Annotated in this window: 12 protein-coding genes; 10 read left to right on the forward strand and 2 right to left on the reverse strand. The window is 56.7% G+C overall.

What is annotated here, in order from left to right; translation table 11 throughout:
• Window positions 1–69: 69 nt before the first annotated feature.
• The gene (locus AUQ41_RS14445) at window positions 70–1,233 is read right to left on the reverse strand and encodes an MFS transporter (RefSeq protein ID WP_063089046.1); all 1,164 of its coding nucleotides are present in this window, start codon (window positions 1,231–1,233) and stop codon (window positions 70–72) included.
• An 898-nt stretch (window positions 1,234–2,131) separates the two neighbouring features.
• Between AUQ41_RS14445 and AUQ41_RS14455 the strand changes: the two genes are divergently transcribed.
• The 6 genes from AUQ41_RS14455 (at window position 2,132) to AUQ41_RS14480 (ending at window position 9,628) form a co-directional block, all read left to right on the forward strand.
• Complete coding sequence (locus tag AUQ41_RS14455) at window positions 2,132–3,217, forward strand: substrate-binding domain-containing protein (protein ID WP_063089048.1); 1,086 nt, start codon at window positions 2,132–2,134, stop codon at window positions 3,215–3,217.
• Window positions 3,214–4,560, forward strand: a complete 1,347-nt coding sequence (locus AUQ41_RS14460; protein ID WP_008890010.1) for an ABC transporter substrate-binding protein — start codon at window positions 3,214–3,216, stop codon at window positions 4,558–4,560. Before AUQ41_RS14455 ends, AUQ41_RS14460 begins: the two co-directional genes overlap by 4 nt.
• 71 nt (window positions 4,561–4,631) lie before the next feature.
• Window positions 4,632–5,948 carry a sugar ABC transporter permease gene (locus AUQ41_RS14465; RefSeq protein ID WP_063089049.1) on the forward strand — a complete coding sequence of 439 codons (1,317 nt, stop codon included), beginning with the start codon at window positions 4,632–4,634 and terminating at the stop codon, window positions 5,946–5,948.
• Complete coding sequence (locus tag AUQ41_RS14470; RefSeq protein ID WP_063089050.1) at window positions 5,948–7,177, forward strand: carbohydrate ABC transporter permease; 1,230 nt, start codon at window positions 5,948–5,950, stop codon at window positions 7,175–7,177. The genes AUQ41_RS14465 and AUQ41_RS14470 overlap by 1 nt, the downstream gene beginning before the upstream one ends.
• 5 nt (window positions 7,178–7,182) lie before the next feature.
• Window positions 7,183–8,553 carry a trehalase family glycosidase gene (locus AUQ41_RS14475; RefSeq protein ID WP_232308404.1) on the forward strand — a complete coding sequence of 457 codons (1,371 nt, stop codon included), beginning with the start codon at window positions 7,183–7,185 and terminating at the stop codon, window positions 8,551–8,553.
• Window position 8,554: 1 nt separating this feature from the next.
• Window positions 8,555–9,628 (forward strand): ABC transporter ATP-binding protein, encoded by a 1,074-nt coding sequence (locus AUQ41_RS14480; protein WP_063089052.1) that lies wholly within the window; start codon window positions 8,555–8,557, stop codon window positions 9,626–9,628.
• A gap of 166 nt (window positions 9,629–9,794) precedes the next feature.
• Here the strand turns inward: AUQ41_RS14480 and AUQ41_RS14485 are convergent, their stop codons facing one another.
• Entirely contained in the window at window positions 9,795–10,232 is a 438-nt protein-coding gene (locus AUQ41_RS14485; protein WP_062955801.1) for an Lrp/AsnC family transcriptional regulator, read from the reverse strand.
• A gap of 212 nt (window positions 10,233–10,444) precedes the next feature.
• On the opposite strand from AUQ41_RS14485, the gene AUQ41_RS14490 reads away from it, so the two are divergent.
• From AUQ41_RS14490 to AUQ41_RS14505, 4 genes are all read left to right on the forward strand, one after another.
• Window positions 10,445–10,678 carry a hypothetical protein gene (locus AUQ41_RS14490; RefSeq protein ID WP_063089053.1) on the forward strand — a complete coding sequence of 78 codons (234 nt, stop codon included), beginning with the start codon at window positions 10,445–10,447 and terminating at the stop codon, window positions 10,676–10,678.
• Window positions 10,679–10,966: 288 nt separating this feature from the next.
• Window positions 10,967–11,428 (forward strand): (2Fe-2S)-binding protein, encoded by a 462-nt coding sequence (locus tag AUQ41_RS14495; protein WP_008890003.1) that lies wholly within the window; start codon window positions 10,967–10,969, stop codon window positions 11,426–11,428.
• 3 nt (window positions 11,429–11,431) lie between these two features.
• Complete coding sequence (locus tag AUQ41_RS14500; RefSeq protein ID WP_063089054.1) at window positions 11,432–13,606, forward strand: xanthine dehydrogenase family protein molybdopterin-binding subunit; 2,175 nt, start codon at window positions 11,432–11,434, stop codon at window positions 13,604–13,606.
• An 88-nt stretch (window positions 13,607–13,694) separates the two neighbouring features.
• Window positions 13,695–14,690 carry an XdhC family protein gene (locus AUQ41_RS14505; protein ID WP_063089055.1) on the forward strand — a complete coding sequence of 332 codons (996 nt, stop codon included), beginning with the start codon at window positions 13,695–13,697 and terminating at the stop codon, window positions 14,688–14,690.
• Window positions 14,691–14,697 lie beyond the last annotated feature (7 nt).

Genomic DNA, 14,697 nt, shown 5'->3' on the forward strand with positions numbered 1-14,697 from the left:
GGCGGGTCTCGACCCGCCATTTTGCGTTTTTGATCAGACCGTCATTCGAACAGCTATGGATTCCAGATCTCAGGCGCGTCGCCAACTGACAATCACACCACACATCACCAGAACGGCTCCAAACCCGGCCACGGCGGCAAAGCCAAATCCGGCATAAATCGGTCCCATGATCATCGGCCCGGCAAACACCGCCGAATAGGTCACCGCACTATTCAGCCCCATCACCGCCCCGCGCGCATCAGACGCCTGACGGTTAAGCGACACCACCATCGCATTCAGACCAAGCTGATTAAGCATCCCCCAGATGGCAGTGCCCGCCAATGCGCTGATCTGACTTTGCAGGGTCAATCCCCAGGTGGCATAGCTTGTCGCAATCGCGATCAACACCAGACACAAATACCCCCGGGTAATTTTGGGCGATATCACCCCCAAAACAAATCCCATGACGCCAAACCCCACGCCATAGGCCATAACAAACATCCCGCTGCCCTGCGCTGACAGGTCAAAGGCCGTGCGCACGCCCACCCCGAAAAACGCAAAACAGCCGTAAAACGCGGTCATATAAACCAGCATCACCGCCAGCAACTGCCACACACCTGGCAGCCGAAATGCCCGCAAGGGCGATGTCCGTGTGCTCATCCCGCCGCGCACATCCGACAACAACATCACCAGAATACCGGCCACCAGCACCGACAACCCGGCCATCAGGAAATAAACCATCCGCCAGCCAAATTGCTCGGTAATGAACGCTGCGGCGGGGACTGCCACCACCAACGATAACGCCCACCCGGTCAGAACCACACCAAGCCGCGCGGCCTCGCGCCCCTTGGGGGCTGTCGCGGTGACCGTGGCATAGGATCCCGGCAACAACACGCCAACCGCCACCCCGGCCAGCGCCTGCGACAGACAAAGCCACATCCAATGCTGACTGAGCCCGCTTGAAACCTGCGCCACCGCCAAAAGAAGTGCCGCACCGCCCAAAACACGCCCGACCGACATCCGGTCAATCATCCCCGCCAGGGTCAGCGCCGATAGCGCCGTCGCCGCCCCGAACGCCGAAATCGCCCAAGCCACATGATAGGTTTGTGTCGAAAGCCCGCTTGCCACTTCTGAAAGGATCGGGCTTAAAACAAACGAATTCGACCCGACAAGCAACACCGCGCCAAGCAAGGCCAGAACCTTTACTTGCGCAATGGCATTCGGATTAATCTCGGCATTTTGGTCAGTCATCATGCCATGTGATATGATTTGCCCTGTTTTAGGCAAGGCAATTCGATACTTAGCAGATAAAAACCAGCCCTGACTTCAAGGCTTGCCTCAAATGATAAAAGCAAAAAGGGGACAATCCCCTTTCGGAGATAGTCATTCCCGCGAAGGCGGGAATCCTCCGCCATTCGAACCGCTGTGGATTCCGGGTCTGCGCTTCGCTCCGCCCGGAATGACGACGCTTGAGGGCTCTGGGGTTTGTGAATAATCAGCGAAGGAGTCCTCCCCCCCTTCTTCAATGTTCCGGCACCTGATCATGAATGTTGTCGAGTCCTGACCACAAGGTCAGGAAATGACGCCTTGGGCACATCCCACCCCGCATAGTGCGTCGCACAAAACAACCGGCGCCCAAAAACAATACCATTGGATAAAGGCGCCTCACGACAGACTGGTAGCGCCAAATTTTTCTGAAAACTCCCCACCCTTACGAACAGCCCAAACCTGCTACCGCGCCGCAAAATAAACCGTTCAAAATCAACTATTTGACAACCGAAAGCGGTTTCGGATAGCGTTTCCCTGTTCCGAAAGCGGTTTCGGAGCACCAAACACCGTCAAAAAGGCGGTGAAAAGCAGTAGAGCCTGTTGCATTAAATTTGCTTCGCTTTGTTTGTTTTTGGCGTGTCGTTTGGCAAGGCACAGCGTGCAGAGCGATGCGGCGCATCGGTCAAACGGTGTAACGCCGCGAAACGCCGCCAAAAACGAACCCTGTGGGCCGGGACATTCTTCCGCCCCGCAGCGTCAAGGTCCTTGAACCGTAGCCCCGCTACGCACAGCGGACCTTTCTTTGCCGGACAGAAGGATGTCCTCGGCAAAGTGAGGCAAATTTGATGCAACAGGCTCTAACGAAGACACTCAGGGAGGTTCCGTGCCGCGCGTTCGGAAGCAAAACGAAACCATGTCGATTGCCCGGCTGGCCAAACATCTTGGTTTGTCCGAGGGAACCGTTTCGCGCGCGCTCAACAATTATCCCGATATCGCCGAAAAGACCGTCGCCCGTGTCCGCAAGGCCGCCGATGAGCTGGGCTATCGCCCGTCAACCACCGCACGGCGTCTTGCCCGTGGCGTGGTCGAAACCATCGGCTTTGTCCTGCCTGCGCGTGACGGTCATCAGATTGATCCGTTTCTGGCCGAAATTCTCGATGGGCTTGCCACCGAACTTGCCCTGTCTGACTGGGACTTGCTGGTCTCCGCCGTCCCCGATGGTCATGACGAGGTCGAAGTCATGGACCGCTTGATCCGCTCAGCCAAGGTCGGCGGCTTTGTTGTCGCCCGCACCAAACGCCATGATCCACGCATCGATTTCCTGCGCACATCCCATATCCCGTTTGTGGCCCAAGGCCGCACCGAAAACTGTGACGATTACGCATGGCTTGATATCGACAATGAAAAGGCCTTTGTCGATGCGGTGAATTACCTTGTCGGCCTTGGCCATCGCAAAATCGCCTATCTCGGTGGCGATCCCGAACTTAATTACGCCTGGCAACGGCGTGCGGGATATCTTGCCGCGACCAAGGCCAATGGCTGCGATATCGCGCCGGGCTACATGCATGACGGCATCACCAACGAACTGGCCGCCCGCGAGGCCGTTTTGGAAATTCTCAAACTCCCCGATCATCCGACCGCCATTTTGTGCGTCACCGATGCGGTTGCCATCGGCGCCATCCATGCGCTGGCCCATGCCGGTATCGACGTCGGATCGGAAATGTCCGTGATTGGTTTTGATGGCCTGCCGATGGGCGAGGCCATCCATCCCGGCCTGACCACCATGAGCCAGGCCAGCTATCAGATCGGCCGTGAAGTCGGCCGGATCGTTGTTGCGCAGGCAAACAAGGCAAATTCGCCTGCATCCGAATTTTCCCAAATTCTGTGGGAAGCATCGCTGACCGTCCGTGGGTCAGCCAACCCGCCAGCATTGAAGCTGGCCGCAAATGCCAAGGGAGGCATCTCATGAAAACAAGGTTTACGCGTGCTTTAACGCTTGCTGCCGCTGGTCTGCTGGTTTCCACCAGCATCGCCAGTGCGCAACTGCGGTTCTGGACCACCGAAGAACAACCCGAACGCCTGGCCAAACAAGAAGAAATGGCCAAGGAGTTCGAAGCCAAAACCGGCACCTCTGTGGAAGTCATTCCGGTCACGGAAACCGAACTTGGCACGCGTGCCACCGCCGCCTACGCCGCCGGTGACTTGCCAGACGTCATTTACCTGACGCTGCAATATGTCCTGCCCTGGTCCGAGGCCGGCATCCTTGATACCGAAGCCAATAACGAAGTCGTCAACCAGCTGGGCAAGGATACCTTCGCCCCGGCCGCACTCAGCATGGCTGATTTCGACGGCGAAGTTGCCGCCGTGCCCTCTGATGGCTGGACCCAGATGGTGCTTTATCGCAAGGACCTGTTTGACGAAGCCGGTCTTGAGGCCCCCAACACCTACGCCAATATCGTCAAGGCCATCGAAGCCCTGCACAACCCGCCTGAAATGTACGGCTTTGTCGCTGCGACCAAGATCGATGAAAACTTCATGAGCCAGGTGCTTGAGCATGTCTTCCTGGCAAACGGCGCAACCCCGGTGGCCGCCGATGGCTCGGTCGGCTTTGACAAGGCGAAGCTCGTCGAGGCGCTTGAGTTTTATAAAAAACTCGCCGACGCATCGCCCCCCGGTGATCTGTACTGGAAACAGTCGCGCGAGGTTTACTTCGCGGGCAAAGCAGCGATGATCATCTGGTCGCCCTTCATCCTTGATGAACTGGCAGGCCTGCGTGACAGCGCCCCGCCCACGATCAATAACGACCCGACCTCGGGCGAGCTTGCCTCAAAAACTGGTGTTGTCACCCGTCTGATGGGCCCGTCCAACCCGAATGGCGCTGCATGGGGTGACATTCGTTATTTCGGTATCACCAACGATGCCGATACCGACCCGGCAGAGGAATTTGTCAAATTCTCGCTCGGTGAAGGTTACACCAGCACCCTTTCCATCGCCCCCGAAGGAAAATTCCCGGTCCGTCATGGCACCGCCGAAAATCCCGATGAATTTGTCAAGGCATGGGCTACGCTTCCGGTCGGTGTGGATCGCAAAAAGCCGCTGTCAGAGCTGTATGACCCGGCCGTCATCACCGATATCGTTTCCGGTCTTGAGACCGCAAACCGTTGGGGTGTTGCCGAAGGTCAGTTGGCCAAGGCATCGCGCATCATCAACAGTCAGGTCATCAACCGCCGTGTGCGCGAATTTATCGATGGCGAACGTAATGCCGATGCAACTGCTGATCTGATCAACGAAGAAGTCAGCAACATCGAATAAGCGATCTTGATCCGGGGCGCAGATTATCACCGCGCCCCGGATTTCCGATTTTCACAACGGATTTCAAGACGATGGCCCCTTCCAACTCAACCGCTCAACCCCCGGCAACCACCACGCCGCCGCGCAAAGGCAAACTGGGCCCGATGGCCCGGCGCGAAGCACGGCTTGCCCTTTGGATGCTGGCCCCGACATTTCTGATTGTCATTGGCATTGTCCTGTTTCCGTTGCTGGCCAATTTCTGGATTTCGGTCAAGCCGGTCACACTATCGGATCTGCGCCCGCCAACCCCGGTGGTGTCCGAACGGGTCCGGGGCGATTTTGACATCGCCGGGCAGGAATTTGAAATCCAGTATCGCCTGCGCAATTCATCGCGCGACGGCGATATTACCGACGTCGTCCTGACCGATACATTACCCGCGGGCATTACGGTCATTGATCTGGGCGATGTCTGTACGGTCACGGGGGCCGAGGTCCGCTGTGCGCTTGATGGCCTTCCGGCTGGCGAACGCACCCGGCTTAAAATGACGGCGGTTTCAGATGAAAGCTTTGCCGCCAACCCGGTTTCTCCGCGCGATAGCGAACCCACCGTTACCGGCACGTCCGACAACATCCTGACCAACAGTGAATTCACCCTTGATAACTTCGCGCGGATTTTTGATTCCCACGAATTCTGGTCGGTGCTGTGGGTGACGATTACCTATACGGTCTTTGGCACGCTGGGCGCATTGGTTTTGGGCCTGTTTGCCGCACAAATGCTCAACAAGCCCTTTGCCGGGCGGTCGATCATTCGCGGGCTTTTCCTGTTTCCCTATGTCGCGCCGGTCATTGCCGTTGCCTTCACCTGGGTGATCCTGCTTGATCCCTTCAACGGCACCTTCAATGCCATCTTGCAACGGATGAACCTTGCCGACGAGGGTGTAAACTTCTTTGGTCAGCGCGACATTCCCATTGATGTTTTTGGGCTCACCATCGATTTCCCGCTGGCCTTGGCAACGGTGATTGCCTTTGAAGCCTGGCGCTATTTCCCGCTGTCCTTCCTGTTCATTCTGGCCCGCATGCAATCGATTTCATCAGACATGTACGAGGCCGCCGAGGTCGATGGCGCCACGCCCTTGCAACAGTTCTGGCACATTTCCCTGCCACAACTTCTGGGGATCCTGTCCACCCTGTTCCTGCTGCGCTTCATTTGGACGTTCAACAAGTTTGACGACATCTTCCTGCTGACCGGCGGGGCGGCAGGTACGCGCACACTCACAGTCGATGTCTATGAACAGGGCTTTGCCCTCTCCAATCTTGGGGCCGGGGCGGCGGTGGCGGTTGCGATCTTCATCCTGCTTCTGGTCTTTGCCGTGTTCTATTTCAAATTCGTCCATCGGGAGGATTCGTAATGCGTATCGGTACGGGTCTTCTTCTGGGTCTTCTGACCGGCTTGCTTTGGGGCACAATTGCGGTTGCCCTCACCGGCATTTCATTGACCCTGATCACCGGCCTTCCGGCCACACCGATCATATCGGCAGGTGCGCTTGGCGGGGCGGTCAATGCCGCCATCATCATGCTGCGCGCGCCTGCGGATCGCACACCGGGGCTTTACCTTGTCGCCTTTGCTGGCGTGATCGTCTCGATGATGCTGGTCTCCTTTGGCGCACCGTTCAGTCTGGCCTTCTCGGAAAGTTCGCTTATTCAGGCATTTGGCGTCGGGCTGATCGCGCTTGCCGTGACCTTTGCCAACCGGGCGGTCCTGATCGACATTCAGTCGGGCATGCTCAAACGCTATGCGATTGATCTGGTGATTGTCCGAACGCTCAAGGGCTTTGGCTTTGTATTCTTTAGCGTCATTGTCATCCTGCCCTTCTATGTGATGGTGATGACCAGCCTGAAGAACCAGCAGGATCTGTTCCTGAACCCGCTGGATCTGTCGATTGACCTGACACAGGGCGCTGCCAGCCTGTTTGACAGCTATGTCGAACTGTTCACCAAGTTCAATTTTGGCCGCTTCCTTCTGATTTCGACCATCGTGTCGGTCTGCACCGTTTTGATCACGCTGGCCTTTTCGATCCCCGGCGCCTATGCGGTGGCACGTTTGAAATTCCCCGGACAGACGGTGCTTTCAAGCTCCATCCTGCTGATCTATCTCGTGCCGATGATCGTTCTGGTCATCCCGCTTTATGCCGTCTTCAGCCAGCTTGGCCTGCGCAATACGGTGGTTGGCCTTCTGATCGTCTATCCGGCCACCACGGTCCCGGTAGCGCTTTACATGCTGCAGGGATACTTCCGCGGCCTTCCCGCCGAACTGGAAGAAGCCGGTCTGATGGATGGTTTGTCGCGCTTTGGCGTCATCTGGAAAATCACCCTGCCCCTTGCCTTGCCGGCCCTGGCATCGGTGTCGCTTTATGTCTTCATGATCGCCTGGAACGAATTCCTGTTTGCCTTCATGTTCCTCGATGATCCCGACATCTTCACCCTGTCGCGCGGGGTGGTGTCGCTCAATTCATCCGAGGTCCCGCGCCAACATCTGATGGCCGGTGCGGTGATCGCAACGGTTCCGATCCTGGTCATTTTCCTGTGGTTTGAACGCTTCCTCGTTCAGGGTCTCACCGCCGGGAGTGTCAAAGGATGAGACAGATGAGCCAGATGCGCCTTTCACTCGATCAGCTTACCGGCACCAACAGACGTGCGGCCGACATCCTGCTGGGCAATGATCGCGGCGGCTATACCGTGCCAAGTGCCAAGCTCTATCCGTTCCAGTGGAACTGGGATAGTGCGCTGGTTGCCCTTGGCTTTTCTGTGTTTGATCCCGATCGCGCCTGGCAGGAAGTCGAAAGCCTGCTTTCCGCACAATGGGACAACGGCATGGTGCCGCACATCATTTTCTGGAAAGAGGAAAAAAGCTACTTCCCCGGACCGGAACAGTGGGGCACGACCGATATTGCCAAAAGCCCGCCAACATCGGGCATCACCCAGCCCCCGGTGGCGGCAACCGTGATCGAACGGCTGCTGGCCGAAGACATTGATGCCCATCGCGATCGCGCGGCAAAACTTCTGCCCAAACTTGATCGCTGGCATCAATGGTTCCTTGATGCCCGTGATCCGGATGGCCGTGGCGTGGTTGCCATCATGCATCCGTGGGAAAGTGGCCGCGATAATCTGCCCGACTGGGATCGCCCATTGTCCTTCATCGACACCACCGGGGTTGGCACCTATCACCGCCGCGACACCGATATCGTCAATCAGGACGAACGTCCGAAAAACAACGACTACGATCACTATATGGCGCTGGTCAGGTTTGGTCGCGATTGCAATTGGGATACAGAAATCATTGCCCGCGATTGTCCGTTCTGGGTCGCCGAACCGGGCATGAATGCCATCTTGCGCCGGGCCGAACGCGATCTGATCAATATGGCAACGCTTCTGGGGCAGGATGATATCGCCGCCCGTGCCACCGCCCGCCTCGCCCGTCTTGATGCCGGGTTTGACCAACTCTGGTCTGAGACAGTTGGCGGCTATGTCACGCTTGATTTGCGTCGTGATGAACACGCCACCGGCCTGACATCAGGAAGCTGGCTTGCCCTGTTTGCCGGGCCTGTCGAACCGGCGCGCGCGGGCAACATGGCGGCAACCCTGACCCACTGGCTATCACAGGTCAAACACGGGGTTCCCAGCTTCGATCCCGCTCATGAACTGTTTGACTCCATCCGTTATTGGCGCGGCCCGGTTTGGGCCATGGTCAACTGGATGATCGCCACCGGATTGATCGAACATGGCGAAACCGATCTTGCCGATCGCATCCGGCGTGACACGCAGTCCCTTATCGACCAATCCGATTTTCGTGAATATTTCTGCCCGGTGACCGGCCGTGGTGGCGGGGGCACGGATTTTTCGTGGACGGCATCGATGTCGCTTTATTGGGCGGCCCGTCCCGAAGCCTTGCCAACCGCGTCCCGCCTGTCCCCATCGACCGCACCAACGGCTACCGCAGATCAGGAGAACACATAAAATGGGCCAGATCGAACTTAAAGGCATCCGCAAATCATTTGGCGGCATTGATGTCATCAAGGGCATCGATCTTCAGATCGATGAAGGTGAACTGGTGATTTTTGTCGGCCCGTCCGGCTGTGGCAAATCGACGTTGCTGCGCCTGATTTCCGGCCTTGTCGAAGCATCCGATGGCCAGATCCTGATTGATGGCGATGACGTCACCGGCAAGCCCCCGGCGGAGCGCGAGCTTTCGATGGTGTTTCAGTCCTATGCCCTCTATCCGCATAAATCCGTGCGCGAAAATATGGGCTTTGCCCTGACCGTTGCTGGCATGCCAAAGGCCGAAATCACCCAAAAGGTCGATGAGGCCGCCGCAACGCTCAAACTCGAAGACTATCTGGATCGCAAGCCCAAGGCACTGTCAGGCGGCCAACGTCAACGCGTCGCAATCGGTCGTGCGATTGTCCGCGAACCGCGCGCCTTTCTGTTTGATGAACCGCTGTCAAACCTTGATGCGGCTTTGCGCGTTGAAATGCGTCTTGAAATCGCCCGCCTGCATCAGAAACTCGGGGCCACCATGGTCTATGTCACCCATGATCAGGTCGAGGCCATGACGCTTGCCGACAAGATCGTCGTTCTGCAGGCCGGCCAGATCGAACAGATCGGCACCCCGCTTGATCTCTATCGCCATCCGGGCAACCTGTTTGTCGCCCAGTTCATCGGCTCACCAAAAATGAATGTGGTCGACTGCACGGGCAAGGGCACGCAGCTTACCTTTGGTAATGGCAACACGTCCGATATCGCGCGGAACACCAATGGCGCCACCAAGATGGGCATTCGCCCCGAACATATGGCGCTTTGTGACGCGGGCGATGCCGGTGATGCCTCAAAGGCCATCCTGACCGGTCAAATCGATGTCATGGAACATCTCGGCTCCGACAGCTTCGCCTATGTCAATGTCCCCGACGTTGGCCTGTTCACCGTGCGCATTGTCGGTCATTCCGACGCCAAGGAAGGCGACATGGTCGGATTGCATTTCGCTTCCGGCGATGTGCATCTGTTCGACGCATCGGAAAAAACCATTCCGGCATGACCAAACGCGCATGCCGGGTTTTCGATTTGGACGTCATTTTAATTGTATGAGGATTAAAATGACGTCCAATATCGGGCTTTGGATCTGCTGTCAGATTTTTCACCAATATTGAATAATGGGCTTGGTTATTCATTTTAAGTGAACACCCCAAAAGCCCCTTTTTGCGCTATTTCAGCGACCCCAAAACCGCCAGACTTTCATAGCGTTTGATATAGGGTTCATGAAAAACACGGTCGACAAAGGCGCTGTATTCTTCCATGTCGCTGACCTGAATACGCAGCACAAAATCATGCGCCCCTGTCACATGATGACACTGTACAACCTCAGGCATTCTGCCGAATTCTTCACGCATCAGCATGTACCGATCCGGGCGGTCGCGCTCCATGGTCAGAAGCACGATCACCATCATCTTCTTGCCAAATACCTTGGGCGACACGATCGCAACGTCGCGCTCAATCACCCCGGTTTCACGCAGGCGCTGCACCCGGCGCAAACAGGCCGCCGATGAAAGACCAACTTTCGCGGACAGCTCATTACCTGTTAAGCGACTGTTTTCCTGCAACAATTCCAGCAGGCGATAGTCAAATTTATCGAGTTCCGCCAAGGTCCAATATCCCAAACGACGCTGTAACATCCTTCGGATAAACATGACCGAAGCAGCCCGCGAAAGAAAATCGTTTTTACAGATTCTTTGCGAAAATCTCGCACGGATTTGCGAACTTTGCGCGCCGTTTCACATAATCCAGACGTAAATTGTTTGTGGGTCCGAAGGAAACTTTGTCCCCTTATTAGCAAACAAACTAGCGAGCCAGCATCATGCCAGCACAGTTTACAAATGGATCCCTCGTCGCCACCACCAATGTCGCGCCGGTATCAGGCGTAACCATCTGGCGCTGGCTCGTCCTTTTCCCGCGCAAATGGGCACTGGCCTACAAGGTTGCCCGTGATGCGGAAATGCTTCGCAATGCCCCGCGCGAAGTGCTTGAAGACATCGGCATTGCCCGTAATGACGTTGCGTTCGTCTGCGAACACGGCCACCTGCCGAGATAACGACCTCCCTCAATAACGGTCATCAGGCGCCCCACCTGACGGACCAGCTTTAAAAGCCTGTCGGTGTCCCATGCACTGGCGGGCTTTTTGTCTTGATCGCTTTCTCGCCCACGACGTCCCCCACCATCGTCCTTAAATCCCTTGGCAGACTGCCGGTATTGCCCTCCGACCGGCCCGGAGATCGCCATCACATCGTTACCAGACCGTGCATTCCGGGCGTTTACCGCTTGGTTACCTGCCCCCACGCGATGATCAGGCATAACAAGCCAAAAGAGAGATGAGGCGGTCATGCAATATCAGCTTAAGATCAATGGAGAATCCCGTACCGTTGATGTCGAACCGGGCACCCCGCTGCTTTGGGTTCTGCGCGACGAACTGGAACTTACCGGCACCAAATTTGGCTGCGGCGTTGCCTATTGTGGTGCCTGCACTGTCCATGTGGATGGTTACCCGACCCGTTCCTGCCAGACCTTTGTCGAGGATGCGGTCGATAGCGAAATCACCACCATCGAAGGTGCGACCGACAAGGTCGCCAAGGCGGTTCAGGCCGCATGGCAGGAAAAAGATGTCGTGCAGTGCGGCTGGTGTCAGTCCGGTCAGATCATGTCGGCCATCGGCCTTCTGACCGAAAACCCCAATCCGACCGATGAGGAAATCAAGGATTACATGTACGGCAATGCCTGCCGCTGTGTGACCTATGTCCGCATCAACGAAGCCATCAAGCTCGCATCTGAAAAGCTGGAGGCCTAAGCCATGAACATCAGTGTATCCCGTCGCGGCTTCCTTAAGGGATCGGCCGCTGGCGCCACAGCCCTTTTCGTCGGTGTGAATGCCAAGGGTGTTCTGGCTGCCGGAAGCTCGGCTGCGGCAAATACCGATCTGAACCCGTTCGTCAAAATTGATGCCGATGGCGTTGTCACCGTCATCATCAAACATTTCGAAATGGGTCAGGGCACGACCACCGGCCTGACCACCCTGGTCGCCGAAGAAATCGATGCCAACTGGGACAGTGTCAAAACCGATTTCGCACCGGCCGATGATGTCCGCTACAAGAACCTGTTCTTTGGCGCGCAGGGGACCGGTGGTTCGACCTCGATTGCCAATTCATTCATGCAGTACCGCGAAGCTGGTGCTGCCGCGCGTGATCTGCTTGTCCGTGCCGCGGCCCAAAGCTGGGGTGTTGATGCATCGACCATCTCTGTTGAGAACGGCATCATTTCATCGGGGGGCAATTCCGGGCACTTTGGCGAATTTGTTGCGATTGCAGCAACCCTTGAAGCCGTTGAAAAGCCGACAATCAAGACCCCGGATCAGTTCAAGCTGATCGGCAACGAAAAGCTCCACCGCAAGGACAATCACGGCAAGACCACCGGAACCGCGATCTTTGCCATGGATGTCAATCTGCCCGGCATGATCTATGCCGCGATCATGCACAGCCCGAAATTCGGTGGCACTGTTGTATCCTTCGATGACAGCGCGGCAAAGGATGTCGGTGGTTTCATCGCCGCACAGGTCCTGCCAAACAAGGCGGGTGTGGTTGCCTTTGGCAAAAACACCTGGTCGGCATTCCAGGCGCGTGATGCGCTTTCGGTTGAATGGGACTTCAGCGTTGCTGAAACCCGCAGCACCGATGCCCTGATCGCGGCCCATCAGGCCCTGCTTGATGAAAAGCCGGAATTCGAAATCGGCCACGAAATTACGACCGAGAATGTCGCACCCTTGATCGAAGGTGCGTCAAAAACCATCGAGGCTGACTTCACCTTCCCGTATCTGGCGCATGCGTCAATGGAATCGCTGAACTGCACGATTGAACCAACTGATTTTGGTGTGCGTGTCCATGACGGTTGTCAGTTCCCGACCATCACGCGGCCGACGGTTGCGGCGATCCTTGTGCTTAAGCCCGAACAGGTCGAAATCAAGACGCTGTATGCCGGTGGTTCGTTTGGCCGTCGCGCCAACCCGACCGCCGATTACAATGCCGAGGCCGCCATGGCCTTCGCCGTTTCGGGCAAAAAAGTCCCGGTCAAACTGGTCTGGAGCCGCGAAGACGACATGAAGGGCGGCTATTACCGCGCCATGTCGGCACATCGGGCAAAGATTGGCCTTGATGCGGATGGCAAGATCGTCGGATGGGACCATCGCCTTGCGATCAAGTCGATCATGAAAGGCACAAGCTTTGAAGGAATGATGGTCCGTGACGGGGTTGATGCGACCTCTGTCGAAGGCGTTTCCGAAAGCCTTTATGCCATCCCGAACCAGGCCATCGGCCTGACGGATTTCCATAACCCGGTGCCGGTTCTTTGGTGGCGTTCGGTGGGACATACCCACACCGCCTATGCCATGGAAACCCTGATGGATATGGTTGCAGCCGAAAGCGGTCAGGACCCGATCGAACTACGTCTGTCGATGCTGGACGCAGCGCAGCCCAACCAGGCCCGCATGATTGAAGCCATCAAGCACGTACGTGAGATTTCCGGATGGAAAGAAGGCGACAAGCGCGGCTTTGCCTGCCACTTCTCGTTCAATACCTGCGTCGCGGTTGTCGCGGACGTCTCGGTCGATGACACCAGCGTGCATGTCAACAAGCTGTTCATGGCGGTTGAATGCGGTGTGGCTGTAAACCCCGATGTCATTCGTGCGCAGATGGAAGGCGGCGCAGGCTACGGCCTGACAGCGATCTTGCGCAATCAGATCACCCTGACCGACGGTGAAGTCGATCAGTACAACTTCCCGGATTACGAATTGCTTCGTAATCCCGAAATGCCCGAAGTCGAGGTCGCCATCGTTCCATCGAACGGTGCACCGACCGGTGTTGGCGAACCGGGTCTGCCCCCGACCGGGCCGGCCGTTGCCAATGCGATCTTTGCGCAAACCGGCAAGCGGATCCTGGATCTTCCCATGACCAAGGCCGGTTTCGACTTCGTGTAAGAGATAACTGCTCGGGAAATCATTTTTCCCCCATCCCCCACCCCGTGGTTTCCCGGGCAGTTACCCTTTTGCTGAAAGGGCGAGGAATATGACCAATCAACTTTCTGCAATGCTTGGCACCTGGCAGGAAAACCGTGACAGCACTGAATGGGTGCTGGGAACGGTTTATCGCACCGAGGGATCTGCTTATCGCAAGGCCGGTGCCATGATGCTGATCAACGGTCACGGGCAACAGTTCGGACTACTCAGTGGCGGCTGTCTTGAGGCCGACATTATCCGCAATGCGCGCCGGGCCATGGTGACCGGCAAGCCTGTCATGTTGACCTATGACGGCACTGACGAAGATGATCTGTCATTCAAACTTGGCGTGGGATGTGGCGGCACGGTCTATATCATGCTCCAGCCACTTGGCTCCGCGAATGATCTGGGCCTTGGCGATTTGTATGAAGCCCTGCAAAAACGTCAAAGCGGCCTCTATTTCCAGAAAATTGACGCGGTCGAAGGCTATTTCGAGGCTGGCGCGCTTTATGGGCAACGCCCCGCCCATATTGAAAACCGCGAAGACGGCAATTGGCTGGTGACACCGATCCAGCCTGAACCCCATGTTCTTGTCGTGGGCGGTGGCCTTGATGCCCGCCCGGTGATTGGCATTGCCCATCAGATGGGCTGGCAAACAACGCTGGTCGATCCACGCCCGGCAAATGCGCGGGCTGAACATTTCCAGGCGGCAGGCAAAATTCTGCGCAAGATTGATGGTGATTTGGCGACCTATGTGACCGATCACAAAGTCGATGCGGTTATTCTGATGGCCCATAGTGTCAGCATCGATGCCGCGGCCCTTGCGGTGCTTTGTGATGCACCGATCAAACATCTGTCCGCCCTTGGTCCACGCCATCGGTTTCGCGATGTTTTGAACGAAGCTGGCATTTCGCGGAATGATCTGGCATTTGATATTTCAAGTCCCGCGGGTCTCGACATCGGTGGGCAACTTCCTGAAAGCATTGCTCTTTCGATGTTGTCAGGCATTCATGCCGCCCTGTTCAAGCAATCAGCGGCCCCGGCCCTGGCGCAAGCCGCCGAATAATGCGACC

The organism is Thalassospira sp. MCCC 1A02898, assembly GCF_001618185.1.
Taxonomy (GTDB): Bacteria; Pseudomonadota; Alphaproteobacteria; order Rhodospirillales; family Thalassospiraceae; genus Thalassospira; species Thalassospira tepidiphila.

Excerpts from the sequence above, each read along its gene's own strand:
- AUQ41_RS14495 (WP_008890003.1), top strand. The coding sequence starts at position 10,967 with ATGCAATATCAGCTTAAGATCAATGGAGAATCCCGTACCGTTGATGTC.
- AUQ41_RS14480 (WP_063089052.1), top strand. The coding sequence starts at position 8,555 with ATGGGCCAGATCGAACTTAAAGGCATCCGCAAATCATTTGGCGGCATT.
- AUQ41_RS14500 (WP_063089054.1), top strand. The coding sequence starts at position 11,432 with ATGAACATCAGTGTATCCCGTCGCGGCTTCCTTAAGGGATCGGCCGCT.
- AUQ41_RS14505 (WP_063089055.1), top strand. The coding sequence starts at position 13,695 with ATGACCAATCAACTTTCTGCAATGCTTGGCACCTGGCAGGAAAACCGT.
- AUQ41_RS14445 (WP_063089046.1), bottom strand. The coding sequence starts at position 1,233 with ATGATGACTGACCAAAATGCCGAGATTAATCCGAATGCCATTGCGCAA.
- AUQ41_RS14490 (WP_063089053.1), top strand. The coding sequence starts at position 10,445 with ATGCCAGCACAGTTTACAAATGGATCCCTCGTCGCCACCACCAATGTC.
- AUQ41_RS14460 (WP_008890010.1), top strand. The coding sequence starts at position 3,214 with ATGAAAACAAGGTTTACGCGTGCTTTAACGCTTGCTGCCGCTGGTCTG.
- AUQ41_RS14475 (WP_232308404.1), top strand. The coding sequence starts at position 7,183 with ATGAGCCAGATGCGCCTTTCACTCGATCAGCTTACCGGCACCAACAGA.
- AUQ41_RS14465 (WP_063089049.1), top strand. The coding sequence starts at position 4,632 with ATGGCCCCTTCCAACTCAACCGCTCAACCCCCGGCAACCACCACGCCG.
- AUQ41_RS14470 (WP_063089050.1), top strand. The coding sequence starts at position 5,948 with ATGCGTATCGGTACGGGTCTTCTTCTGGGTCTTCTGACCGGCTTGCTT.